The organism is Bacillus sp. FSL M7-0307, assembly GCF_038627835.1.
Classification (GTDB): Bacteria; Bacillota; Bacilli; order Bacillales; family Bacillaceae; genus Bacillus; species Bacillus altitudinis.
The window spans coordinates 2,452,470-2,476,878 of the sequence record NZ_CP152023.1; the positions used below are offsets into that span (position 1 = coordinate 2,452,470).

The window sequence follows — 24,409 nt, forward strand, 5'->3', positions numbered from 1 at the left end:
GATCTCTCCTTTTACGCCCCAGAACCTAGAATTTCAACTTTTTCGACAAATTCAAGTTTTCTTAATTGATTCATGACTGTATTGATATCATCTGCCATGCCGGCCGTACTGATCGACAGGGTGACATTCGCTCTTCCTTGCAGCGGAATCGTTTGGTGAATGGATAACACATTACAGCCAGAGTCAGCCACAATTTGCAGCAGCCTAGACAAAGCCCCAGACCGATCCTCCAGGTGGAAAAACAATGTGATGATCTGCTCTTTGACCATTGTATAAAATGGAAAAACAGCATCTCGATATTTATAAAAAGCACTGCGGCTTAAATCCGCTTTTTGAACAGCATCGGCAACTGAATCCGCTTTTTTGCGATCGAGAAGCTTTTTGACTTCAAGCGTTTTTCGCATCGCATCCGGAAGTACATCCTCTCTTACTAAATAGAACGTTTCTTCTTTCACCTGTTTTCTCCCCTTTTAAAAACGGGAGAGCCCATGAACTGGACCCTCCTTTTGATCAATCGATAAATTCAAATTCAAATTCAAGCAGACGAATGATGTCTCCATCTTTTGCACCACGTTCACGCAGGGCATCATCAACGCCCATTCCGCGCAGCTGTCTAGAGAATCGTTTCACTGACTCGTCTCTTGAGAAATCTGTCATCTTAAACAGTCGCTCAAGTGCTTTACCAGTTAAGACAAATGTACCATCAGGATCTCTTGAGATCTCAAATGCTGCTTCCCCTTCATCAAACTTGTACATCACACGGTTATCAGAGAGCTCTTCTTCATTGTAGAGCGGGAATTCCGGTGTTGTTTCAAGCTGATTGGCGATTTCAAATAAGAGCTCACGAAGCCCTTCTCTTGTGATCGCACTAATTGGGAACACTTTATAGTCATCTGTTAATTTTTCTTTAAATGCCGCTAGATTGTCAGCTGCATCCGGCATGTCCATTTTGTTCGCTACAATGATTTGCGGACGCTCTGTCAATCTCATATTGTATTGCTCAAGCTCTTCGTTAATCGTCACGTAATCTTCGTATGGGTCACGCCCTTCAAGTCCAGACATATCAATGACATGGACAATGACACGTGTACGTTCAATGTGGCGTAAAAATTGATGACCTAAGCCAACACCTTCGTGCGCTCCTTCGATCAGTCCTGGCAGATCCGCCATGACAAAGCTTCGGTTATCGTCTGTTTCAACAACTCCGAGGTTTGGCACAAGCGTTGTAAAATGATAATCCGCAATTTTTGGTTTCGCAGAAGAGACAATCGAAAGCAGCGTTGACTTCCCGACACTTGGGAAACCAACAAGTCCAACATCTGCAAGTACTTTTAATTCTAAGATGACGTCACGTTCTTTACCTGGCTCACCGTTTTCAGACAGCTGTGGTGCAGGGTTTGCTGGTGTTGCGAAGCGTGAATTTCCACGTCCGCCACGTCCGCCTTTGGCAATCACAGCCCGCTGTCCATGCTCTGTCAAGTCAGCTAGCACTTGTTCCGTCTCGGCATCTGTCACAACTGTACCAGGCGGAACTTTAACAATCATTTCTTCCGCATTTCGGCCATGCTGGTTTTTACTCATTCCATGCTCGCCGCGGTCCGCCTTGAAATGACGCTTATAACGAAAGTCCATTAACGTTCTAAGTCCTTCGTCTACTTCAAATACTACATCTGCACCATTTCCGCCGTCGCCGCCAGCTGGCCCGCCTTTTGGCACATATTTTTCACGACGGAACGCCACCATACCGTTTCCGCCGTCACCGCCTTTAACATACACTTTAACCTGATCTACAAACATAACTTCCTCCGTTTCTCTGCATCACATATCTCGTTCTTGCCTCAAACAAAGCTCAATCATGGACTCATGATTCGTCACATGAAATTGCGTTATACTCATACATGGATAGTTTGCGTCATGAAACGCATTTAACGCATCCAAACTTGTTAATTTTCCTTTGAAATCAAAATATAAGATCACATCATTCTCTTCATGATCCGTTTGGAAAGTGACCGTTAAATGATTTTCAGTTTTTTGGCAAACTGATTGATCGAATATCGAAAACAACTCCCGTGATACCGTTAGCAGCTGCGATTCATATGCTGATAAGTCTCGGGTTTCACCAAGCACTTCATATTCTAGGGTGATAAAATGCGACTCCCAATTAAAGGTTAGAAAGTAATAGGCCAATTGGGGAATTTTTAAATTTGAGAGTTTGGATTCATGCTGTGCTTCAATGACCATTTCTTCTATTATTTCGAACACTCGGTCATATTTTTCTAATGTCAAGTTGCCTTTGATTAACTGCAATTTATTCATCCAGTCGTGTCTTGAACGACTAAGCAGATGGATCAATTCATTCGTTAATGCAACGTGAGTTAATTTTTCGTTTTGTTTACTTGGTATCTCTTCCATTATCGCACTCCCAATCGTTTGGTCTCTCTTTTAGGAGTCTTATCATCAATATGTCTCCCTGAATTATAACAGAGAAGACAGCTTAGAAAAACACTAGTTATGTGAGGAAAGGTTGTTTTTTCTGATCGTATAGGAGAAAATGAGGCAAAGTCAGCAAACATTCTTTGATATTTATGGAGTGCATCTTCTTTTATCATCTTCGGTACTACTTGTAAAAAGCGCAAAAGCTCCCTGAATAGTGAAAAAAACTCCAGTCAATGACCGGAGTTTTTAGCAATTATTGTGCCGCAGGATATACGCTCACTTTTTTACGGTCACGACCGAAACGTTCGAATTTAACTGTTCCGTCGATTTTAGCGAAAAGAGTGTCGTCGCCTCCGCGTCCAACGTTTTCACCTGGATAGATTTTCGTTCCACGTTGACGATAAAGGATAGAACCACCAGTTACGAATTGACCATCAGCACGTTTAGCGCCTAAACGTTTAGACTCAGAGTCACGTCCGTTCTTTGTAGAACCTACCCCTTTTTTAGATGCGAAAAATTGAAGATCTAATCTAAGCATGAAGTTCACCTCCTATTTTTTTGTAGATATTCTCACATAATCGTGATAATCTCGTTCAATTGTTTCTAAGGAAACGACCATGCCTTCTAAAAGCAACTGGGCTTTTTCAAAGGTGACTGGATCTGTATCAGCTGGCAGTTCAAAAGAGAAATACCCGCCTTCATCTCCAATATCAAGCAGTGGATCCATTCCTGTCAGTGCAATAATTGAATTGACTGACCCGAAAACAACAGCAGATACACCTGCACAAACGAGATCCTGACCTTTTTCAGCAAACTCGGCATGTCCAGTCATCTGAAAAGACGTAATGCTTTCATCTGCTGGCGACCGAGTAATGGTTGCTTTGATCATATCACTCACACGCCTTAAGCGTTGATTTTTTCGATAACAACTTTAGTGTAAGGTTGACGATGACCTTGTTTCTTGTGGTTGTTTTTCTTCGGTTTGTACTTGAACACAGTAATTTTTTTACCGCGACCTTGTTTTTCAACTTTAGCCGTTACTGTTGCTCCAACAACTGAAGGGTTACCCACTTTGACAGTGTCTCCGCCGACAAACAATACGTTTTCGAAAGTAACTGTTTCACCTGCTTCAGCAGCTAGTTTTTCAACATAAACAGTTTGACCTTCTTCAACTTTTACTTGTTTACCACCAGTTTCGATAATTGCGTACATCTCTGCACCTCCTAATAAACTCAGACTCGCCGAATACAGGGGGCCAATAGGCACTTTACACCTGCTCCGCGCGGTTGTAGCACGGGTGCTACATATCCATAACATTAAAAAATATATCAAATTAGACGCTGAATGTCAATGTATTTTCACCATTAGTACGGCAAAAGAAGATCTTCCATGGAAGAGGTGGTTCTTCGATCTGAAAAATAAGCATGGAGCAATTCATTTTCATCGAGCTGGCTCATTTTCACACCATTCCGTTCGATAATAATGGGATGCTTACAGCCCCTTTGGAATCGCGCCATCACTTCATATATTTTCTCCTCAGCACTGGCTCTCAGCGGAATGAGTTTCTCTACCTTTTGCTCTTTTTTACCGTAATAACGTTCTAGTAAAAAACGTACCCTGATATAATGCCGCTGCCGGTGCTCCATTACAAGCGAGTAGGCTAAAAAAGTGAGCAGGATCCAACCGTTGAATTGCAGCGGAGCAAAACAGAGTAACCCTGCTGTCAAAAGACCGAAAAAAATGAGTGAGCCTTTTATTGCAAGGGCATGTGCCTGTTGGAAAGGGTAAAAAACAGATAAGAGCAAAAAGAATAATTTTCCGCCATCAAGCGGCCAAATGGGCAAAAGGTTCACTAGAAAAATCGCTATATTATAAAAAGTAAACATCGTAAAGACGTCATATGAAATAAGTGAGGCTTCCATGAGAAGCCAGGCGACGAGCTGGAGCGGGACATGCTGAATCGGTCCGCATAAAATGACCGCCAGTTCTTCTTTTAGCGGACGGTTGCCATGCTCTTCTACTTCTACCGCCCCGCCAAATGGCAGTAAAAAAATCCGCCGAATCCGCCAGTGATAATAACAAGCAGCCGCTGCATGTCCAAGCTCATGGACACAGACGATGATGAGCAGACAAAGCAGCGGCTTAATTTGACCTGATAGCATGGCAAATGCCATGACTATCCAAAGGAGCGGGTGAACATGGACCTTTGTCAGCATGAGCAGCCATCTATTCAAAGGTCATCACCTGAATGGGATCAATAAACTGTTCATTTTGCTTAATGGCGAAGTAATATGTCCCCTTCCCTTGTTCATCAAGCGCAATTTGACCAATTTTTTCCCCCTTATCGACAAAATCGTATAAAGCCACGTCAGCTTCTTTTAGTTGGCCGTACCAGCTATAGCTGTTATCTGCATGCTGCACCACGACTGTGAGCCCTGTATCACTTTTCTTTTTCACTTCTACGACATAGCCTTCTTTCATACTATCGATGGCTTCAGCAGATGTTTCAACTTTGACTCCGGCACCATTTTGCGTGAAGGATTCCTGTACTTTTCCAGAGGCAGGGACAGCCAGTTCTTGATTGGCTTGTACGTCCTTTTGCCCTTCTTTTCTATCGGTTAAAAAGGCAAGTGGGTTTCCGACAGTTTTCTCAAACCACCGGTTGGCGGCGGCAAATTGAAAATCTTGTTCAAAGGTTTGACTGATCATCGGCTTCAGCTGCTGAAAAGGCCCCGCCTGCCCTTTAAATGAAATAGCGGCAATCAGTACAAGAGAGGCAGAAAGTAAACATTTAAGCACAAACGTATTTGAATGAAATAACGGATGGCGAAATTTTTTCGTTTGGTGAGACGTTGACTCGTAGGAAGCCGAGCCAGAATGCTTTTCTTCTTCTGTTAACATGACCCATGGCGGAATATCATCTTTCTTCTTGAAAGCTGCCTTCTTAGGGGCAGCAGCTGGCTGCTTCATTTTGCGGCGCTGCGCTATTTTCTTTCGATACTCGTCCACTCTTTTCATAAGATCACCCTTTACATACAAACAGTTTGTACATTTTATGTGGCGACCTCATATGATATGCAACAAAAAGACCGATTCTCATCGAATCGGTCTCATCTCACGTGAATCATTATGCTCTTACACCGAAAAATGCTTTCAGCTTTGCAAACATCCCTTTGTTTTCTTCTTCAAAGGATTGAAGAGGAACAGATTCACCTAGTACGCGGCGAGCAATATTGCGATACGCAATGGAAACTTTATTTTTAGCATCCATGACAATCGGTTCACCATTGTTTGAAGCCTTAATGACATCATCATCATCGGCTACAATGCCGAGAAGATCAATTGATAAATGATGGACAACTTCATCCACATCCATCGAATCGCCATTTTTCGCCATGTGTGTACGAATGCGGTTCACAATCAAACGAGGCGGTTCAATATCCTCTTGTTCCAGCAAGCCGATAATTCGGTCTGCATCTCTCACAGCTGAGATTTCAGGTGTCGTGACCACAATCGCTTTGTCAGCACCTGATACAGCATTTTTAAAGCCTTGCTCAATTCCAGCAGGGCAATCAATGACAACATAATCAAAGTCTTGTTTCAATGATTGAATTAATTCTTTGATCTGCTCCGGCTCAACCGCCGTTTTATCGCTTGTTTGAGCAGCAGGTAAAAGATACAAAAGATCCTCGAACCGCTTATCCTTCACAAGCGCTTGGTGAATCTTGCATCTTCCTTCTACTACATCGACTAGATCATAAATAATGCGGTTTTCAAGCCCCATCACGACATCTAAATTCCGAAGGCCGATGTCGGTATCAACTAGACACACTTTTTTCCCTTGAATTGCTAGTGCTGTGCCTAAGTTTGCAGATGTTGTTGTTTTGCCAACGCCGCCTTTTCCTGAGGTAATCACAATAGCCTCGCCCAATTTCACATTCCTCCCTCAAGCCTTGTCAGATTAGGTCTTATATGAGCCAATTGCTGCAGGCGTTCAATGATCATATTGCCATCTATATCTAAATAAGCACATTCCATTTCATTTCCATCTTCTTTTTGATCCGGTGCACGGTTAAACACTTGTGCGATGCGAAGCTGGGTTGGAATCATATGAGATGCCGCAATCACAGCTTGTTTGTTTCCATTACATCCAGCATGCGCTACACCTTTTAATGCACCGAGCACAAAAATATTCCCCCCAGCACGAATAGTTCCACCAGGGTTGACATCTCCTATTAATAAAAGATCCCCTTCGACATAAAGCACCTGTCCAGAGCGTACAATTTTTGCTACAGAAGTAATCTCAGCCTCTGCTTTTAAACGTCTCGCCTCTTCAGTTGACATGACGTCACTTTCAATAGAGTGAATGACGAGATGTTCATTTTCAGACACCGCTTCAGTTAAACGCGCCTCTTGATCCTCTGTTAAATATCGAAAACCAAGTTTAATATGCACATTGACTTTATGTCCTTCTCTTCCGTCTGTATATTGCTCAAGTAAAAGAACCTCTCGCAAGCCAGAAAGAAGGTCTTCAAACGAACAGTCATCATTTAACTGTAATGTTAATCCGTTTTTTGTACCTTTTATTGTCACATACTGCTGTTTTTGAGTTTTCAAGATGCTCACCTCAACAACATACTCATTTCGCCGTAATTGGACAAACTCCTGCTTTTATTCGTCGATCAGTCCTTGTTTCACATTGATGAAAAAGAGCCTAAGCGGCACAACAAGTATGAGAGACGCAGCAGTATTTAAAAGAATCGTTGGAATAAAGCGTTCGATGACATACGTATTAAAAGGCATAATACCTGGTTGAATCGTCGCTTGAACGCCGTACACATAAAACTCCATCACTGCAACAGCAATCATCGATAGAAAGACAACGACTAACATATTCGTTTGGAGGACTTTGAAGGCTTTTGCTAACAAATAGCAGAGTGCACCAAAGCCAAACATATGAACACCAAGAATACCTGTATACGAAATATCATATAAAAGTCCAAAGACAAATCCATAAATCACACCATATTTTTGATTCACAAAAGCTGTCATAAATACAAGTGCGAGTAAGATGAAATGAGGTGCTAAAATTTGATTGTCTGAAACAAATGGGAGCTTCACTAAATCGACAAAAATACTGTCAAATACGAAAATAAACAACATGACGAAAGCAAGAAGGACACGTTTCACGAGCCTTCCTCCTTCGTTAATTGAGATGCATCTGCCGTACTTGTGCTGCGATTCACAACAATCACGCGGTCTAAATTATTGAGTTCAGCAGCTGGTTCTACATAAATAATTTTTGTCAGTCCGTAATGGTCCGGCTCAATTTCGCTTACCTTCCCAATCGTCAAGCCCTGCGGGAATACGCCCCCTGCTCCAGATGTTTCAACAAGATCTCCTTTTTTGACATCCCCATCAGCATCGGATTTTAAAATGTTCATTGTCAGCATTTTTTTCTTGCTGTCATAACCGTTAATAATTCCATTGAGTTCTTCTTTGCCCTTTTTCGCAAAAATTTTCGTTGAAATTCTATTATTTTGATCTGTAGAGCTTAGCAACCTTACAGTCGACGTAAAATTGTTGAGCTTATCACTTTCAATTTTCCCAATTAACGCACCACTCTCATTGGTGACCGCCATATCTTTTTCAACGCCTTGTTTTTTCCCTTTATCAATCATGACAAAACTATCCCAAAGGGACGGGTTTCTCGCAATGACTGTTGAAAGAATGGGCGTGTAGTCACGAATAGAGTTCACATATCCGAGCTGCTTGCGGAGCTTTTTGTTCTCATCTTCTAGTTCTTGAAGTTTCGCCTCATATTGGGTTTGTCCATCAAGTTTTTTTCGAAGACGCTCGTTTTCATCATATGTGTTCTTTAAATCTTGTACATTCCCATAAATACCGGCAATAAATTGTGATGGTTTATGAAAGACACCTTGAAAAAAGCCTGTCGTATCCCCCACTAATTTTTCCGGCCATGAAGCACCTCTGCCGCTTTTCACTGAAAAACCAATCATGGCCACCAGTACGATGACACAGACAAGGAGCAACATTAATCTTTTATTCATAAAAAACTGCGGCATGTCTTACACCTCTTTATTTACGCCCAATTATCGATTATCTTTAGATTTTCCTTTGAACAAGTGAATATGTTCTAGTGCTTTCCCTGTTCCGATCGCCACACAGTCAAGCGGATCTTCAGCAATAATGACCGGCATTTTTGTTTCATCACTAATGACTTTGTCAAGATTACGTAGCAATGCACCGCCGCCTGTTAATACAATTCCACGGTCCATAATATCTGCTGCTAGCTCAGGTGGCGTTTTTTCAAGTGTCATTTTGACCGCATCGACAATTGTTTCCACCGTATCGCGAAGCGCTTTTGCAATTTCTTCTGCCGTAATAGAGATCGTTTTTGGCAGACCTGTTAAAAGGTCACGGCCGCGAATGTCCATCTCATCATGTACGTCAGGCTGCGCAGAACCGATTTCCATTTTAATCGCTTCTGACGTGCGATCACCAATCATAAGATTATACGTTTTACGAATGTAGCTGCTGATCGCATCATCCATTTCGTCTCCTGCAACACGGATCGATTGAGATGTCACAATACCGCCAAGTGAAATAATGGCTACTTCTGTTGTACCGCCGCCAATATCTACAACCATGCTTCCAGTTGGCTCCCATACAGGAAGGTTAGCACCGATTGCCGCAGCAAATGGCTCTTCAATAGGGTATGCGTCACGAGCACCAGCTTGTCTTGTTGCATCAATGACTGCACGCTCTTCTACTGCTGTAATACCAGATGGTACACACACCATCACGTACGGTTTACGAGCAAAAAGCCCTTTACCTTTTAATGCTTGATTAATGTAATATTTCATCATTGTTGCTGTCGTCTCGTAGTCTGCAATGACTCCGTCTTTCATTGGGCGCAGTGCCACAACATTACCAGGTGTACGACCGATCATGTTTCTAGCGTCATTTCCAACCGCCACTATAGACTTCGTATCAGTTTCCAAAGCTACGACCGAAGGTTCTCTCACAACAATTCCTTTTCCTTTAATAAAAACAAGCGTATTCGCTGTTCCAAGATCTATTCCAAGGTCTTTTGTACCAATTCCAAACATATGTATGTATCTTCCTTTCTTAAACCAAAATTCCCTTTAGGGAAAAACTCATAAACTCTATTATATCGTAAAACATTGAAAAAAAAAGTGTTACAAATACCCTTTTTCCTTCAAACTCACAAATTTTTGATCACCGATCACTAGATGATCAAGCAGCTGTATTCCAATCAGCTTCCCACATTCAAAAAGTCGCTGTGTGACTTCAATATCTTCCCTGCTGGGCGTCGGATCTCCAGATGGATGGTTGTGCACACATATAAATGAAGCGGCCGAACGTTTAAAGGCCTCTTTAAAAATTTCGCGCGGGTGAACAATCGACGAATTTAGACTTCCGATAAACACAGTATGTTTATGAAGAACTTGATTTTTGGTATTGAGATAAAGACAAACGAAATTCTCCTGCGTCAAAAATCTCATATCTTCCATCACAAAATTCGCACCATCCTCCGGCGTGCGGATCACATAACGATTGTCCGTCGTTTGATGGTGTAATCTAGTGCCGAGTTCTAAAGCAGCTAAAAGAGAGATCGCCTTCGCTTTTCCAACTCCTCGAATCTTTGACAATTCTTCAATCGAAGCTTCCTTCACAGAACGAAGACCACCAAATGTTTGTAAAAGTCTTGCGGACACTTGAAGAACTGATTCCTTTTTTGTGCCTGTTCTCAAAAGAATCGCGACAAGTTCATGGTTTGATAAGCTGCTTGGGCCATATTTGACAAATCGTTCGCGCGGCTTTTCATCATGAGGAAAATGCTTCAGCAGCATAGGGAAATGATTCAAGATCTACACTCCTTTTTTGATTCCTTCCCGTCATCAAAAAGGGGTGATACCAAATGTTTCAAGCACTCTGACTGTTTTAGCAATAGGGAGTCCTACAACGGAAAAATAATCACCGTCTATTTTTTGTACAAACAGGGCACCTTTTCCTTGAATGCCGTAGCTTCCAGCTTTATCAAGAGGCTCACCGGTTTCAATATAGCGGTCTATTTCATCTTGTGTAAGCGGCCAAAATGTCACGTCTGTCTGTTCATAAAATGTTTCTTTTCTATTCTCTGATTGAATCGTGACACCAGTCAAGACTTGATGTGTCTTACCTGACAATAATTGAAGCATTGAGGCTGCATCTTCCTTGTCTTTTGGCTTTCCAAGACATTTGCCATCAATTGCAACAATTGTATCTGCACCAATGATCACAGCTTTGGGATGTATTTTTTGAATATCATTTGCTTTTTGTTCTGCCAACCATTGGACGTTCTCAGCAGGAGAAAGGTTTCGATTTATTTCTTCTTTTAAATCACTTGCTTGAATGTCATAAGAAAACCCTGCTAAATCAAGCAATTCTTTTCTTCTAGGTGATTGAGATGCGAGTATTAACTGGTTCATGTTTGTTCATCCTTTCAGGGTTTAGCCTAAGAGGTAAGATACCCATTATCCTATCAAATGAATATCTTACCGACAATTGACGAAAATGCCATTTTCATGTTCCTACATCATTATGTTGGAAGCAAAAGAAAAAAACTAGTCATTTTTTGACTAGTTTGGCTGTTAAAAACATGATTTTACGTATTTAGTTGATCTAATAGCGCTTGCTGAGATTTCCAGCCATTTTCAGCAGATGGGTCATTTAAAAGCTGAACAGCTTTCAGTAAACTGCTTTTAGCTGGTGCATCGGTTGTTTTGGCATTTTCGAGTTCAGAAATCAGCTGAGTGACTTCTTTTTGATCCACATCATCTCCTGCAATCATCTTAGAGGATAAGACAGATGCCTTCTCTATTAAACCTGTCAGCTCATCCGGCACTTGAAACGAGAGCTCTTTTCCTCCCCATGCTTCAAAGTGCTGATCGATCAATTTTTTCCCAACGGCACTTGTCATGCCTTGTTCTGTGGCAAGTCCGGCAATCACATAATATCCATCATCCATTGATACCTTTTTACCTGCATATCCTGCCTCTTTTAAACTGTCCACTAAGTCATCTGCTCCTTTTTCAGAAGAAAACTTTCCAGCCTGCACCACAAAGGTTGAAAAATGACCTGATGCACTTTTTTCACCTTCATTGTCCTTTGACGTATCTGCAAGATCAGCCGGTGGTGCATCTCCCCCAGCTTTCGCCGAAGGCCCGCTTCCAGATGCTGAGACGCTGATATGATCGCCTCCTGATGGATTGGCAGACCCATCTTTACTTAAACTTAATGCAAATACACCGAGGCCTGTCCCTAGAACGACTGCAAACACAATCGTTGTCATCACTCGTATGAAGGGACCGCGGTTTTTACTGAACTTCTGGTCAAAAGAACCTTTTTTCTTTTGATAAGGTGTGACGACCTTTGGATCCGAATGGTAAATGTGATCAGCTGCATCGTCCCATTGAAAATCTTCTTCTTTCGGTTTGGACGGTTCTTCCTCGGAAGCGGCTGTCTCCTGTTCCGACTGCCTCTTTTCCTCCCAATTCGAAAACGTCACTTGATCCTCTTGCTGTTTTTGAGGTTGATGATCTTCTTCATGCAGCATTTCTTCCTTGCCATTAATATTGACCTTTAACCCTTGTTTTTTTGCCTGCCTTTTTTTCACTGTCATTCCCCGCTTTCTGACATTGTTTGTAAGAAAGACCTTTCTGTCCAATGAAATAGCGCGAATGTAACCCGTCCTTCTTTCTGTTTCACACTTTAACATAGCCAATAAAAAAAAGAACAAGACTTTTGTCGGCAGGTTCAAAAAGTGTTCGCCAATTTTCTCATCCAAAAAAATGACCAATTGGGCTTAACAAATCACCACAAAAAAAGATAAAGCCAGAAAGAACAAGCGATGGCAGGAACAAAAGGAAAGGGTTCATTTGCCTTGTAAGAAAACACCTTTGCGTAAACCATTCCCGTGACAGACGAAAGAAAAAGAATGATCAGAAATGGCTTAAATCCGAAGCAAAATGCAAGCACACCAAATAGTTTGACATCCGCTCCCCCCATACTATTTGGCTTGAATTGTTCTAAACTATAAAACAAAAGAAGACAAATAAGAAGAGATGCCACTCCTTCCCACCAAATAAAAAGCGGTTCTTGCGTGCGGTATATGACGAAAAGAGGAAAAAAGAAGAGAAAGAGCTCGTTGGGTACTCTCATATAAAAAAGATCGCTCACGACAGCAATCACGAATAAACTACATAGACTCACAAGAAAAAGGCCCTCAAAAGAGAAACCAGCATGTCTATAAACGAGTAAAAAAAGGCCGCCTGTCAACAGCTCAACCAGTGGATAAAGCAAAGAGAGCCGGGTTCCACAATGCTTACATGACCCTTTCAATACAACATAAGAAACAAGCGGGAGCATGTCGTGAAAAGAAAGCGGCTCTTTACAAGCTCCGCAGTGTGAACGAGGAAAAAGAATAGACCGCTTCATTGGAAGCCTCTCACCAACTAGATGAAAAAATGACCCCATGACCATGCCTGAACAAAACATAAAAAAATCAATCAAATCAAGTCACTCCTTCCGGAAATAGAATAGACCGGATTGTACCATAGCGATTCACCTTTGATCACCTTGCGAAAAAGTGAATTTCCCCCTCTCCTACATATCAAAAAAAAAGACGCACACTGCATAGAAGCAATTTGCGTCTTTTCCTTACTGTAAAATACGACTTCGTACATCTGAGATAAAATAAAGCGAACCTGTCACCAGAATCATTGCTGCAGGGTCAGCGCTTTTTTTCTGAATGAACTCAAGTACTGTACGAGGGTCTTCATCAAACGATTTTGCTTTTAAATGGCTGCAAGCATAAAGCTTTTCCGCTGATTCAGCTCTTGGAAAGTCAAAGGAAACAAAATGAATCGATGAACTAATCCTTTCAAGCTTTTCGATCATTTGCTTGTACGGTTTATCTTTTAACGCACTAAAACATACATGAACCTGTTTACTGGAAAAATGAGCTTGTACAGTTTCGATTAAACGGTCCATTCCTTCTTCGTTATGAGCACCATCTAAATAAACAAGAGGCTCATCTTGGATCTTTTCAAATCTTCCAGCCCACACCGCTTGCCGAATTCCTTCATACACTTGCTCATTTAGCACATGGATATATCCTTCTTGCTCCAGCCATTCGATCAGTAGAACGGCAAGGGAGGCGTTCTGCCTTTGATGTGTTCCGATTAACCCTGTCTCTAGCTGCGAGTACTCCCTTTTTGGGGTAGTGAATGTGAAGCGTTCACCTGTTTCAGTCGGCTGCTGGTCCTTAAAGGTACAAGTATCATGTAACGAGATAAACGGCGCATTCTTTTCTTCTGCTTTGTGTTGAATCACAGTAAGAGCTTCCGCTTGATGAACGGCCGTGATCATCGGAATCCCAGCTTTAATAATGCCAGCTTTTTCTGCTGCAATCTGATCAAGTGTGTCGCCTAAAATGGCCATATGATCGTGACCAATCGACGTAATTGCTGTTAAGATGGGCGCTGCCACATTTGTAGAATCAAGTCTTCCGCCAAGCCCTGTTTCCAAGAGGACAAAGTCTACTTGGTGCACATGGGCAAAATAAGCAAACGCACAGGCTGTAATGATCTCAAACTCTGTTGCTGCACCAAGCTCTGTATCATCTAATTCATCAACTAAAGGCTTGATGTCGTTCACCAAACTCAGCCACTCTTCGTCCAAAATCGGCTCCCCATTTACACTAATTCGTTCATTGAACGTTAAAATAAATGGAGAGGTGAAGGTTCCAACTGAATAGCCCGCTGACTGTAAAATGGACCGAGTAAATGCAATCGTTGATCCTTTTCCATTTGTTCCAGCCACATGCACCGCTTTTATTTTTTGTTCAGGATGGTCTAGTCTGTCCATCAGCCATTTCATTCGTTCAAGTCCCGGTTTGACACCGAAAGCGAGTCTGCTATGAATCCATTCAATGGCTTCATGATAGGTTGTAAACAATGTCATCTCTCATTTCATACGAAATTTTCAAAAAAGACGACTCCATTCCGTTAGGAGCCGTCTTTTCAACATTATGCTTTCAGCTCTTCAATACGCTTTTGAACAGCTTCGCGTTTTGCGACATAATCACGTTCTTTCGCACGCTCTTCTTCTACGACGCTTTCAGGCGCTTTTTTCATAAAGCCTTCATTCCCAAGTTTTTTCTGTACGCGCTCAACTTCTTTTGTCAGCTTATCAAGCTCTTTTTGAAGACGGGCAATTTCTTCGTCTAAATTGATTAAACCTTCAAGCGGAAGAATGAGCTCTGCTCCAGAAATAACTGCTGTCATCGCTTTATCACTAGCAGGAACATCCGTGCCAATTTCAAGCACACTTGGATTCGTAAAGCGTTCAATATATGAACGGTTCTTCTCTAAACGTTCCTTTACATCAGAAGTGGATGCTTTGATATATAGCTCCACTTGTTTGCTCATTGGTGTGTTGACTTCACTGCGAATGTTACGAACAGAACGAATCAGTTCAACAAGCAGCTTCATGTCAGCAGAAGCCTGTTCATTTGAAAGCTCCGGCTTCACTTCAGGCCATTTCGCAACCGTAATAGACTCACCTTCGTGCGGCAGATGCTGCCAAATTTCTTCTGTTAAGAACGGCATAAATGGATGAAGAAGTCTCATCGTTTGATCTAAAACATATGCCAGAATCGAACGAGTCGTTTTCTTCGCTGCTTCGTCTTCTCCGTAAAGCGGAAGCTTCGCCATCTCAATATACCAATCACAGAAATCATCCCAAATGAAGTTGTATAAGTGTCTGCCCACTTCTCCGAATTCATACTTATCAGCAAGCTGTGTGACACTTTCAATTGTTTCATTTAAGCGTGTTAAAATCCATTGATCAGCAACTGATTTTTCTCCTGTCAAATCAAGCTCATCGTACGTTAAACCATCCATATTCATGAGAGCAAAACGGGATGCGTTCCAAATTTTGTTCGCAAAGTTCCAAGTGGATTCAACCTTTTCAAAGCTAAAACGTAAATCTTGACCTGGAGAGCTTCCAGTCGCTAAGAAATATCTCAATGAATCCGCTCCGTACTTGTCGATGACCTCCATTGGATCAATTCCGTTGCCAAGTGACTTACTCATTTTACGCCCTTGTTCATCGCGAATAAGACCGTGAATGAGGACATCTTTAAATGGTTTTTCTCCTGTGAATTCAAGACCTTGGAAGATCATACGGGATACCCAGAAGAAGATGATGTCATAGCCTGTTACAAGCAGATTGGTTGGGTAGTAGCGCTTGAAGTCTTCACTGTCTGCATCCGGCCAGCCCATTGTAGAGAAAGGCCAAAGCGCTGAACTAAACCATGTATCAAGTACATCGTTATCCTGTTCCCAGTTCTCTATATCTTCTGGCGCATCAAGTCCCACGTATACTTCCTTCGTTTCTTTATGATACCAAGCCGGGATGCGGTGTCCCCACCATAGCTGACGAGAAATACACCAGTCACGGATATTTTCCATCCAGTGTAAATACGTCTTTTCAAATCGGTCTGGAACAAATTGAACTTGCTCATCACCTTTTTGCAGATTGATGGCTTCATCTGCGAGCGGCTGCATTTTCACAAACCATTGTGTTGATAAATATGGCTCCACTACAGCGCCACTGCGCTCACTGTGACCAACTGAATGCATGTGGTCCTCAATTTTGAACAAAATGCCTTCTTCTTGAAGATCTTTCACAAGCTGTTTACGACATTCGAAGCGGTCCATTCCTTTGTATTGAAGTGCGTTTCCATTCATTGTGCCATCTTCATTCATCACAAGAATGCGCTCTAGGTTATGACGGTTTCCAAGCTCGAAGTCATTCGGGTCATGAGCCGGCGTTATTTTTACAGCTCCTGATCCAAATTCCATATCGACATAGTCATCCCCGACGATTGGAATCTCTCGGCCTGTAATTGGTAAAACAACTGTTTTCCCAATCAAATGCTGATAGCGTTCATCTTCAGGATGTACAGCGACTGCCGTATCTCCCAGCATCGTTTCAGGTCTTGTTGTCGCAATTTCAATCGAACCGGATCCATCTGCAAGCGGATATCTCAAGTGATAAAACGCTCCTTGCACATCCTTGTAGATGACTTCAATATCAGAAAGGGCCGTTTTTGTTGCTGGGTCCCAGTTAATGATGTATTCTCCGCGATAGATCAATCCTTTTTCATACAATTGAACAAACACTTGGCGGACCGCTTTATTCAAGCCTTCATCTAATGTGAAACGCTCACGCGAATAGTCTAGACCTAGACCCATTTTCGCCCACTGGCTGCGAATAAAATCGGCATATTCTTCTTTCCACTTCCACGTTTCTTCTACAAATTTTTCACGTCCGAGATCATAGCGGCTCACGCCTTCTTCGCGAAGCTTTGCCTCTACCTTTGCTTGTGTTGCAATACCCGCATGGTCCATTCCTGGCAGCCATAAAACATCATAGCCCTGCATCCGTTTCATACGAGTCACGATGTCTTGAAGGGTTGAATCCCAAGCATGCCCTAAGTGTAATTTTCCTGTCACGTTTGGTGGAGGAATGACGACTGTATATGGATCTTTCGTTTTGTCATTTTGTGCTTCGAAGAATTTCCCTTCAAGCCAGTACGTATAGCGGTCTTTTTCAATCGCATTTGGATCGTACTTTGTTGGCATTTCTTGATTATTTGTTTCCATTTGTGTTACCTCCACATTTTTTCGGCTGATGAAACATAAAAAAAAGCCTTCTCATCCTTATAAAAGGACGAAAAAGCTTTTTCGCGGTACCACCTTTTTTCACGAAACACTTAGACGTGTCCCGTACTCTCTAAAGGATAACGGGGATCTCCCGAATTTCTCTACTACATGTTTCAAGAAATTAAGCTCACAGGCGACCTTCCAAACAAGTGCATCCTAGAAAACCTTTCAGCTATTGGTTTCCCTCTCTTTAGGGTCTTGCTCGTACTCTTCCTGATCCACGCTTACGATATATCACGTTCATCAGCTTATACTCATCTTTTATTAATATTACTAAATGCCTTTTGTTTTCGTCAATCATCTTTTCCGCTTTTCTTCTTCTTTATACAAATTGGGCAGGCACCCTTTGCTTTATTGCCCATATGATAATAACAAAATAAAGAAGGAGGGCGTTTTATTTTGAAAAAGATCAATCCTTACACACTCCCCCCATGGCTTAGACAAATTCGGGCAGTTGCCTCCCAAGTCGTTCTCCCGATTGCCATATTTCAAGGCTTTCGCACGATCATTTTTCCCACAACATTTGACGTCCTCATCTTAGGAATTCTCATATTTCTCGCCTGTGCCTTTCATCTTGATTGGTTTTAAGAGAGCTGAAAGCTGCAGGCTCACTCTTATGTAACGATTACCCCATATTAGACATTTGACAGCAAACAACCTCGTCACTCTTCTGATGACGAGGCATTTTGTTCTTCTTCAAGGCGTCTAGCTTGCTCAATTTCGTGTATTTTCATGACGATCGGCTCAGAATTTTTCATTTGCCAATACGCCCTTAACAGCTCCTGACAACTTTCCATCTCATCCTGTCCGCCTGCTTCATAGGCTTTCACCGTATCAAACAAACCCTGCGGATAAGCGAGGTAGCTCAAGAACAAATGAATCTCTTCCTCACGAAGTTTATTTCCCTTTTGATACGTATAAAACAAAGATGTGCATTCAGGACAAGGAGTAGGGTAGGTTTTGAATGTACGATAGTAAAAGGTCAAAAGGTCATAAATGGGGGCAGCCTTTTTGGACCGCTCAAAATTGGTGAAATGTCCTGTACCTACATCATTGTACAAAAAGTGATGGATCGACAATTGTCCATGGTTTAACACAATACGTGTCGTCTCTTGGTCTTTCATTTCCTCATGCCAATCCTCTAAACGTTCAAGTGCAAATTCACTTGCAGACATCGCTTCTGAAAAATACATAGCAGCAGCCAGCTCAAATGGCGACATATACCATGTTTGTTCTGCCCGCTCGATAAATCGTTCATACATGTCTTTCTCTGTTTCCCATTTGCTTTTCATTTGGGTGTAGTGAGCTTCTATTTCCTGCTCAGTAATGTCCATCATGACTTCTGTTCGTTTATGAAGTCTTGCAATCTCTTGAAATAAATATTCATGTTTATCGTCCTGCTCTTCTCTCTTTTCATTCGTCAGCCATGGCATAAGGTAATACGTGTACTGGCTTTCTCGTTGATTTGAGAAAAAGGAACCGCTCTTCGTGCGATAAATCGGCACAAAGGAGCGATAGCCTTTTGATTCTAGTTCAAGCATTTGCTCTGTAAATTGCATTTGTCGATGGGGTTTTACTCGCTTTAGTGCAAATACGCCCTGCTTTGTATACACTCTAACGACAGCTGGACTGACAGGTTCGATATATTCAGCCTCAAGCCCATATTCGTATAGGACAGATTGGATTTCATCCACGTTCTCTCACCACATTTTCTCGGTCCATCATCTCATACTATGCATTGCTTTTTTGATATTCAGGAATATAAAGAATCTGCCCTTCTTCAAGCTCTGCATCCACCGACAATGAATTCGTTCGAAGGAGCTGCTGCACATTCAACTGATATCGCTCACAAATACGATCGACCGTATCTTCTTGCTGAACTATACATATTTTCATGCGAGAAAAATCTTCCTCCTCCTGCTTAGCGAACAGCTTCGTTAAATAAAGAGAATTCTCACTGCCAGACGCTTCTCTCTGGTCATGTTCAAACTCCTCAGCTTCTTGAGCTGATTCATACACCTTTGGTGCTTCACGTTCATATAATCGTTCGAACTGATAGCTGTCATCCCGCTCTTCCTGCGTCTGTTCCATCTGATAAGCAGGTGATTCAAAGGCTGGATAAGCTGGCGGCTCTTCTTCTTCCTTGCTCTCTGCTTCAGGGTCTTTCCTCACTTCCACCTCAAAGAACGTATCATCCCGCTCCTCTTCTTCTAACAGCTTAGGCGGGTCAAAGAATGGCGGCTCTTGTACTTGAGCTTCTGGGAAGGAACGATACCCAAGCGCCACGGCTTCTTCTTCCTCATATTCCTCCTCTTCTTCTGCTTCTTCCACCATCACCGTCTCGATGTCTATTTCATCCTCTTCTTGTTCAGTTCGCGCTTCATGTTGCATAACGGCCTGCTGTTCTGCATTTTCTTCATGCTCTTCACGTGGCAGCATTTCTTGCTCTTCATATTCAGACTGCGCCTGATATTCATAAGTGACATCGCCATATTCCTCTTCAGCACGATGGACAAATCCATATGGCTCTTCTACAAGCGATTCAGGCGTTCCTTCATCTAACAGACCTTCAATGGCCAAATCAGCCTGAATCGTGAGCAAACGGCTTTCTGTCAGCTGGTAATCAAATGCATCAATAAACACAAATACATCATTTAAATGACTAATTTTGTTCTTGGGGATCGTGATATCCACCGGAAATTGATGCAGCAGCTCAGCCGTTCCGTCCTCTCTTACCTTCACCTCATCAGCCTGCCTGTATGATGCATAGGAACTGAATTCACCCATTAGCTCCTCTTGATTTATGTTGTATTCTCCTGTTAGCTCGAGTGAACCTCTAATGGAAACATAATCATTCACTTCTTGAACGAGAATGTCAGGATCGAGAGAAATTGACAGCAGCTCACTGACTTCCTGTCCGTTTTTGAAATAAATGGACTCTTCTACCGAAAACTGTAATCGATTGTTTTGAGACAAGTCGGTGTCCTCCTTTCATCTAATCCTTCAAAATAAAATTAGATGTCAATACAGGTGTATGAAAGAGGCGGTGAAAATATGATTGGTTTTATGCAAAGCAAAAAGCCGATATGTCTCCATATCGGCTTTTGGTTACTGAGCTAATTTTTGAAATACCTTTTCAACTGTCTCAATCGTATACTCGATGTCTTCATCCGTATGAGCAGTTGATAGGAACAGCCCTTCGAATTGTGAAGGTGGAAGGAAGATGCCGTGATTAGCCATTTCCTTGTAGAATTCAGCGAATAGAGCGAGGTCAGCTGTTTTCGCTGTATCGTAATTGACGACTTGTTCGTTTGTAAAGAAGAATCCAATCATGGAACCTGCACGGTTAAATGTTAGTGGAATCCCATGTGCTTTCGCCGCTTTTGAAATGCCTTCTTCCAAACGATCTCCTTTGCGTCTAAACTCTTCATAAGACTCAGGTGTCAGCTGTTTTAATGTTTCAAGACCTGCTGTCATCGCAAGCGGGTTACCGGATAACGTTCCTGCTTGATAAATCGGGCCGCTTGGCGCAATTTGTCTCATAATGTCCGCTCTACCGCCATAGGCACCAACTGGCAGACCGCCTCCGATGACTTTACCAAGACATGTCAGATCAGGCGTAATGCCAAAATAGCCTTGTGCACAATGATAATCCACACGGAAGCCTGTCATGACCTCATCAAAAATGAGTAAAGAGCCATATTGCTCAGTGATGTCTCTCAATCCTTGCAAGAAACCTTCCTGCGGAGGGACAACACCCATATTTCCTGCAACTGGTTCTACAATGACACCTGCAATGTCGTCTCCAAATTCTTCAAAAGCGACTTTGATGCTCTCTAAATCATTGTATGGAACAGTGATCGTATTGCTTGCTGTACCTTCAGGGACACCAGGGCTATCCGGAAGTCCAAGCGTTGCCACACCCGAACCAGCTTTAATAAGCAAAGAATCACCGTGGCCATGATAACAGCCTTCAAATTTCACAATTTTGTTTCTGCCTGTAAAACCACGTGCTAGACGAAGCGCACTCATCGTCGCCTCTGTTCCAGAGCTGACCATACGAATGACCTCAATAGAAGGAACTCGTTCTGATACAAGCTTAGCTAATTCATTTTCAACTAAAGTAGAAGCACCGAAGCTTGTACCATGTTCAGCTACTCGCTGAATACTTTCAACCACACGGTCATTTGTATGCCCTAAAATAAGCGGTCCCCATGATAAGACGTAATCAATATATTCATTTCCGTCAATATCGTATATTTTTGCGCCTTTGCCTCGTTCCATAAAAATCGGGTCTGTATTTACTGATTTAAATGCGCGCACAGGGCTGTTCACACCACCCGGCATTAACTGCTGCGCTTCTTTAAATGCTTGCTTTGACTTTTCATAGCTACGTCCCATTTCAACGTCCTCCTGTCTATCCGTTCTTTATTCTGAGAGCCATTTTGCTGCATCTTTTGCATGATACGTAATGATTAATTCTGCGCCTGCACGTTTCATGCTAGTCAGCATTTCAAGAACAAGCTCTTTTTCAGAAATCCACCCATTTTGAGCTGCTGCTTTGACCATTGCATACTCTCCGCTCACATTGTAAGCAACAACAGGAAGTGTAAATTCATTTTTCACATCACGCATGATATCTAAGTATGAAAGTGACGGCTTCACAATCAGGAAGTCAGCGCCTTCTTCTACATCAGACTGCGCTTCTCTCAGTGCTTCTAAGCGGTTTGCAGGGTCCATTTGATACGTTTTACGATCTCCAAACTGCGGTGTGCTATGCGCCGCATCACGAAACGGACCGTAAAAAGCACTTGCATATTTCACAGCATATGACATCACAGGCACATGAACAAAGCCGGCCTCATCAAGCGCCTCACGAATTGCAAGCACAAAGCCATCCATCATATTTGATGGAGCAATGATATCTGCACCTGCACGAGCCTGACTGACAGCGGTTTTCGCTAAGAGCTGAAGAGATTCATCATTTAAAATTTCTCCATCTTCAACGATTCCGCAATGTCCGTGATCTGTATATTGGCATAAGCAAGTATCAGCAATGACCACAAGCTCTGGGAAATGCTTTTTGATTTCAAGCGTTGCTTTTTGAACGATCCCATGATCGTGATAAGCTTCACTGCCTACATGGTCTTTATGGTCTGGTACCCCAAAAACAATGATAGATTTAATCCCAAGGTCAACAAGCTCTTGGACTTCTTCTTTCACAAGATCAACTGAAATGTGATAGACACCCGGCATTGAAGGGACTTCTTTCCGGACATTCTCTCCCTCTACAAAAAAGATGGGATAAATGAAATCAGAGGATCTTAAAAATGTTTCTCTCACCAATTCTCTCATTCCTGCGCTTGTACGCAATCTGCGGTGTCTGTTAAATTTCATCATTGGTTCAACTTCCTTTCAGATAAACGGCACATCAAATCAAGCATCCCGTCTATCGTATAAGTATCTGGGGTTTCAGAAGAAATCCCGTATTGAAGCAGTGCCTCTTGTGTAAGAGGACCGATGCTCACAAAACATGTGTCTGATGCAGCTAATCTATCGATATCAGCCTCCATGGCGTGCATAAAAGAATGAACAGTGGAGGAGCTTGTAAATGTAATAAAATCAAATGATTGCTCCATCATTGCCGACTTGAGTGCGATAATTCCGTCCTCATCCTTCACTGTTTCATATATAATCCACTCTTTTACGTCAATACCAAGCGGAACGAGGGTATTCTTCACCACATCTCGTGACAGGTGGCCTTTTGCTACAAAGACACATTCTTCTGGGTGTACATGTTCAATTAAAGCGTCTGCCAGTTCTTCTGCTATAAATCGCTCTGGAACCACATCCACTTTTAAGCCGTGCTGCATCAGATAGGCAGATGTTTTTTCACCTACAGCCGCCACTTTCAAGTGGGATAAGCTTTGATGTAATTGATGCTTCTCTATATAACTGAGAAAAAAAGACGCACCATTTACACTTGTAAACACAAGCCAATGGCTTGCTTCTAAATCTTCTAAAAATGCCTTCGCTTTTTCTTTTGTCAGCGTTGGTTCAAACCTGATAAGAGAGGTTAAAACAGCATGGCCGTTCAGCGCTTCAATTTTCTGCTGAAACGCACCCGCTTGACGTTCATTTCGAGTGACAAGCACCGTCTGTCCGTAAAGCGATTTGGCTATCGTCATTGGGAAGACAGATCCTTTTTCACCTTGTCGATCAAATCCTTTGCTCCCTTATCAGCCATCTGCTTCGCACATGCTGTTCCGATTGCCTCAGGGTCAGTACCTGTTACGGTTTCTCGAATAATCGTATGCCCATCCGCAGATGCCACAAGACCTGTCAATTCAATTTCATCACGCTCATTCATCGTTGCGTAACCAGCGATCGGCACTTGACAGCTTCCATCCATTTGCTTAAGGAAGGCTCTTTCAGCAAGGACCGTTTTCTTTGTATACTCATTTGTGAATTGAGATAACAGCTGCAATAGCTCTTCGTCATCTCCGCGGCATTCTATCGACAATGCGCCCTGCCCCACAGCAGGAAGGCAAGTATCAGGAGATAAAAATTCCGACACGACTTCTTGACTCCAACCCATTCTAGACAATCCGGCAGCCGCTAGAATAATCGCATCATATTCTTCATTTTTCAGTTTTTCGAGTCTCGTATCAATGTTTCCACGGATCCATTTAATCTCAAGATCTGGTCTCTCCTGAAGAAGCTGAGCACTGCGCCGTAAGCTGCTCGTTCCCACAATCGCTCCCTTTGGTAGTTCATGAAGACGGAGATGATCCTTTGAAATCAATGCATCCCGCACATCTTCACGCTCAGGAATACAGCCGATGACTAAACCTTCTGGAAGAGAAGCCGGCATATCTTTCATGCTGTGTACTGCCATATCGATGTCATGGTTCAGCATTGCCTGTTCAATCTCTTTAACAAACAGACCTTTTCCGCCAACCTTTGATAAGGTCACATCTAAAATTTGATCACCCTTTGTCACAATCTCTTTAATTTCAAAAGAATAAGAAGGGTTTAGTTCAGACAACTTTTGAATGACCCATTTTGTTTGTGTAATCGCAAGTTTGCTTCGTCTAGAACCTACTTTAATTGTTCGCATTACGTCTTCCTCCCGACAATGCCCTTAAGACTCA

Annotated in this window: 26 protein-coding genes and 2 other annotated features; of the genes, 1 reads left to right on the plus strand and 25 read right to left on the minus strand. The window is 42.4% G+C overall.

Going from position 1 to position 24,409, the window contains the following annotated elements; genetic code table 11:
* Positions 1–11: 11 nt before the first annotated feature.
* The 19 genes from MHI41_RS12570 to MHI41_RS12660 form a co-directional block, all read right to left on the minus strand.
* Positions 12–455 carry an ACT domain-containing protein gene (locus MHI41_RS12570; protein WP_008342790.1) on the minus strand — a complete coding sequence of 148 codons (444 nt, stop codon included), beginning with the start codon at positions 453–455 and terminating at the stop codon, positions 12–14.
* Between the two features lie 55 nt (positions 456–510).
* Positions 511–1,797, minus strand: coding sequence for a GTPase ObgE (gene obgE, locus MHI41_RS12575; RefSeq protein WP_007501521.1), 1,287 nt, complete (start codon positions 1,795–1,797; stop codon positions 511–513).
* Positions 1,798–1,818: 21 nt separating this feature from the next.
* Positions 1,819–2,412, minus strand: a complete 594-nt coding sequence (locus tag MHI41_RS12580; protein ID WP_007501522.1) for a sporulation initiation phosphotransferase B — start codon at positions 2,410–2,412, stop codon at positions 1,819–1,821.
* 277 nt (positions 2,413–2,689) lie between these two features.
* Positions 2,690–2,974, minus strand: a complete 285-nt coding sequence (gene rpmA, locus MHI41_RS12585) for a 50S ribosomal protein L27 (RefSeq protein ID WP_003216586.1) — start codon at positions 2,972–2,974, stop codon at positions 2,690–2,692.
* Positions 2,975–2,986: 12 nt separating this feature from the next.
* Positions 2,987–3,325 (minus strand): ribosomal-processing cysteine protease Prp, encoded by a 339-nt coding sequence (locus MHI41_RS12590; RefSeq protein ID WP_007501524.1) that lies wholly within the window; start codon positions 3,323–3,325, stop codon positions 2,987–2,989.
* 14 nt (positions 3,326–3,339) lie between these two features.
* Complete coding sequence (gene rplU, locus MHI41_RS12595; protein WP_342494229.1) at positions 3,340–3,648, minus strand: 50S ribosomal protein L21; 309 nt, start codon at positions 3,646–3,648, stop codon at positions 3,340–3,342.
* A gap of 12 nt (positions 3,649–3,660) precedes the next feature.
* Positions 3,661–3,734, minus strand: a sequence feature (ribosomal protein L21 leader region).
* Between the two features lie 66 nt (positions 3,735–3,800).
* The gene (locus MHI41_RS12600; RefSeq protein WP_076822351.1) at positions 3,801–4,670 is read right to left on the minus strand and encodes a M50 family metallopeptidase; all 870 of its coding nucleotides are present in this window, start codon (positions 4,668–4,670) and stop codon (positions 3,801–3,803) included.
* A complete protein-coding gene (locus MHI41_RS12605) occupies positions 4,663–5,454 on the minus strand; it encodes a M23 family metallopeptidase (RefSeq protein ID WP_050827517.1) in 792 nt (263 codons plus the stop codon). Before MHI41_RS12605 ends, MHI41_RS12600 begins: the two co-directional genes overlap by 8 nt.
* Positions 5,455–5,563: 109 nt before the next feature.
* On the minus strand, positions 5,564–6,367 hold the full coding sequence (minD, locus tag MHI41_RS12610; protein WP_017358134.1) for a septum site-determining protein MinD: 804 nt from the start codon (positions 6,365–6,367) through the stop codon (positions 5,564–5,566).
* Positions 6,368–6,369: 2 nt separating this feature from the next.
* Positions 6,370–7,053 (minus strand): septum site-determining protein MinC, encoded by a 684-nt coding sequence (gene minC, locus MHI41_RS12615; protein WP_007501533.1) that lies wholly within the window; start codon positions 7,051–7,053, stop codon positions 6,370–6,372.
* A gap of 54 nt (positions 7,054–7,107) precedes the next feature.
* Entirely contained in the window at positions 7,108–7,626 is a 519-nt protein-coding gene (gene mreD, locus MHI41_RS12620) for a rod shape-determining protein MreD (RefSeq protein ID WP_025207721.1), read from the minus strand.
* The gene (gene mreC / locus MHI41_RS12625; protein WP_007501536.1) at positions 7,623–8,522 is read right to left on the minus strand and encodes a rod shape-determining protein MreC; all 900 of its coding nucleotides are present in this window, start codon (positions 8,520–8,522) and stop codon (positions 7,623–7,625) included. Before mreC ends, mreD begins: the two co-directional genes overlap by 4 nt.
* 27 nt (positions 8,523–8,549) lie before the next feature.
* Positions 8,550–9,569 (minus strand): rod shape-determining protein, encoded by a 1,020-nt coding sequence (locus MHI41_RS12630; protein ID WP_007501538.1) that lies wholly within the window; start codon positions 9,567–9,569, stop codon positions 8,550–8,552.
* A 90-nt stretch (positions 9,570–9,659) separates the two neighbouring features.
* A complete protein-coding gene (radC, locus tag MHI41_RS12635; RefSeq protein ID WP_026050121.1) occupies positions 9,660–10,334 on the minus strand; it encodes a DNA repair protein RadC in 675 nt (224 codons plus the stop codon).
* 48 nt (positions 10,335–10,382) lie between these two features.
* Complete coding sequence (locus tag MHI41_RS12640; protein WP_007501543.1) at positions 10,383–10,952, minus strand: Maf family protein; 570 nt, start codon at positions 10,950–10,952, stop codon at positions 10,383–10,385.
* Between the two features lie 176 nt (positions 10,953–11,128).
* Positions 11,129–12,322 (minus strand): SPOR domain-containing protein, encoded by a 1,194-nt coding sequence (locus tag MHI41_RS12645; RefSeq protein WP_342494230.1) that lies wholly within the window; start codon positions 12,320–12,322, stop codon positions 11,129–11,131.
* Between the two features lie 14 nt (positions 12,323–12,336).
* A complete protein-coding gene (locus MHI41_RS12650; protein ID WP_317329496.1) occupies positions 12,337–13,020 on the minus strand; it encodes a prepilin peptidase in 684 nt (227 codons plus the stop codon).
* Positions 13,021–13,182: 162 nt separating this feature from the next.
* A complete protein-coding gene (locus MHI41_RS12655) occupies positions 13,183–14,487 on the minus strand; it encodes a folylpolyglutamate synthase/dihydrofolate synthase family protein (RefSeq protein WP_342494231.1) in 1,305 nt (434 codons plus the stop codon).
* A 65-nt stretch (positions 14,488–14,552) separates the two neighbouring features.
* Entirely contained in the window at positions 14,553–17,195 is a 2,643-nt protein-coding gene (locus MHI41_RS12660) for a valine--tRNA ligase (protein WP_342494232.1), read from the minus strand.
* A gap of 60 nt (positions 17,196–17,255) precedes the next feature.
* Positions 17,256–17,485 (minus strand) — a binding site (T-box leader).
* A gap of 166 nt (positions 17,486–17,651) precedes the next feature.
* Here MHI41_RS12660 and MHI41_RS12665 point away from each other — a divergent pair.
* Positions 17,652–17,843: a hypothetical protein gene (locus MHI41_RS12665; protein ID WP_024718406.1), complete on the plus strand. Its 192-nt coding sequence runs from the start codon at positions 17,652–17,654 to the stop codon at positions 17,841–17,843.
* A gap of 74 nt (positions 17,844–17,917) precedes the next feature.
* Here the strand turns inward: MHI41_RS12665 and ysxE are convergent, their stop codons facing one another.
* From ysxE to hemC, 6 genes are all read right to left on the minus strand, one after another.
* Complete coding sequence (ysxE, locus tag MHI41_RS12670; RefSeq protein WP_255835821.1) at positions 17,918–18,949, minus strand: spore coat protein YsxE; 1,032 nt, start codon at positions 18,947–18,949, stop codon at positions 17,918–17,920.
* Between the two features lie 37 nt (positions 18,950–18,986).
* Positions 18,987–20,231, minus strand: coding sequence for a LysM peptidoglycan-binding domain-containing protein (locus MHI41_RS12675; protein ID WP_282833774.1), 1,245 nt, complete (start codon positions 20,229–20,231; stop codon positions 18,987–18,989).
* Between the two features lie 132 nt (positions 20,232–20,363).
* Positions 20,364–21,656, minus strand: coding sequence for a glutamate-1-semialdehyde 2,1-aminomutase (hemL, locus tag MHI41_RS12680; protein ID WP_282833773.1), 1,293 nt, complete (start codon positions 21,654–21,656; stop codon positions 20,364–20,366).
* 27 nt (positions 21,657–21,683) lie between these two features.
* Positions 21,684–22,655 carry a porphobilinogen synthase gene (gene hemB, locus MHI41_RS12685; protein WP_282833772.1) on the minus strand — a complete coding sequence of 324 codons (972 nt, stop codon included), beginning with the start codon at positions 22,653–22,655 and terminating at the stop codon, positions 21,684–21,686.
* Positions 22,652–23,443 (minus strand): uroporphyrinogen-III synthase, encoded by a 792-nt coding sequence (locus MHI41_RS12690; RefSeq protein WP_008342826.1) that lies wholly within the window; start codon positions 23,441–23,443, stop codon positions 22,652–22,654. Before MHI41_RS12690 ends, hemB begins: the two co-directional genes overlap by 4 nt.
* The gene (gene hemC, locus MHI41_RS12695; RefSeq protein ID WP_017358143.1) at positions 23,440–24,375 is read right to left on the minus strand and encodes a hydroxymethylbilane synthase; all 936 of its coding nucleotides are present in this window, start codon (positions 24,373–24,375) and stop codon (positions 23,440–23,442) included. Before hemC ends, MHI41_RS12690 begins: the two co-directional genes overlap by 4 nt.
* Between the last annotated feature and the right edge of the window lie 34 nt (positions 24,376–24,409).

Coding starts and splice junctions, on each gene's coding strand:
- obgE (WP_007501521.1), bottom strand. CDS start 1,797: ATGTTTGTAGATCAGGTTAAAGTGTATGTTAAAGGCGGTGACGGCGGA.
- MHI41_RS12580 (WP_007501522.1), bottom strand. CDS start 2,412: ATGGAAGAGATACCAAGTAAACAAAACGAAAAATTAACTCACGTTGCA.
- rpmA (WP_003216586.1), bottom strand. CDS start 2,974: ATGCTTAGATTAGATCTTCAATTTTTCGCATCTAAAAAAGGGGTAGGT.
- MHI41_RS12590 (WP_007501524.1), bottom strand. CDS start 3,325: ATGATCAAAGCAACCATTACTCGGTCGCCAGCAGATGAAAGCATTACG.
- rplU (WP_342494229.1), bottom strand. CDS start 3,648: ATGTACGCAATTATCGAAACTGGTGGTAAACAAGTAAAAGTTGAAGAA.
- MHI41_RS12605 (WP_050827517.1), bottom strand. CDS start 5,454: ATGAAAAGAGTGGACGAGTATCGAAAGAAAATAGCGCAGCGCCGCAAA.
- mreC (WP_007501536.1), bottom strand. CDS start 8,522: ATGCCGCAGTTTTTTATGAATAAAAGATTAATGTTGCTCCTTGTCTGT.
- MHI41_RS12630 (WP_007501538.1), bottom strand. CDS start 9,569: ATGTTTGGAATTGGTACAAAAGACCTTGGAATAGATCTTGGAACAGCG.
- radC (WP_026050121.1), bottom strand. CDS start 10,334: ATGCTGCTGAAGCATTTTCCTCATGATGAAAAGCCGCGCGAACGATTT.
- MHI41_RS12640 (WP_007501543.1), bottom strand. CDS start 10,952: ATGAACCAGTTAATACTCGCATCTCAATCACCTAGAAGAAAAGAATTG.
- MHI41_RS12650 (WP_317329496.1), bottom strand. CDS start 13,020: ATGTTTTGTTCAGGCATGGTCATGGGGTCATTTTTTCATCTAGTTGGT.
- MHI41_RS12655 (WP_342494231.1), bottom strand. CDS start 14,487: ATGACATTGTTTACAACCTATCATGAAGCCATTGAATGGATTCATAGC.
- MHI41_RS12660 (WP_342494232.1), bottom strand. CDS start 17,195: ATGGAAACAAATAATCAAGAAATGCCAACAAAGTACGATCCAAATGCG.
- hemL (WP_282833773.1), bottom strand. CDS start 21,656: ATGGGACGTAGCTATGAAAAGTCAAAGCAAGCATTTAAAGAAGCGCAG.
- hemB (WP_282833772.1), bottom strand. CDS start 22,655: ATGATGAAATTTAACAGACACCGCAGATTGCGTACAAGCGCAGGAATG.
- MHI41_RS12690 (WP_008342826.1), bottom strand. CDS start 23,443: ATGACGATAGCCAAATCGCTTTACGGACAGACGGTGCTTGTCACTCGA.
- hemC (WP_017358143.1), bottom strand. CDS start 24,375: ATGCGAACAATTAAAGTAGGTTCTAGACGAAGCAAACTTGCGATTACA.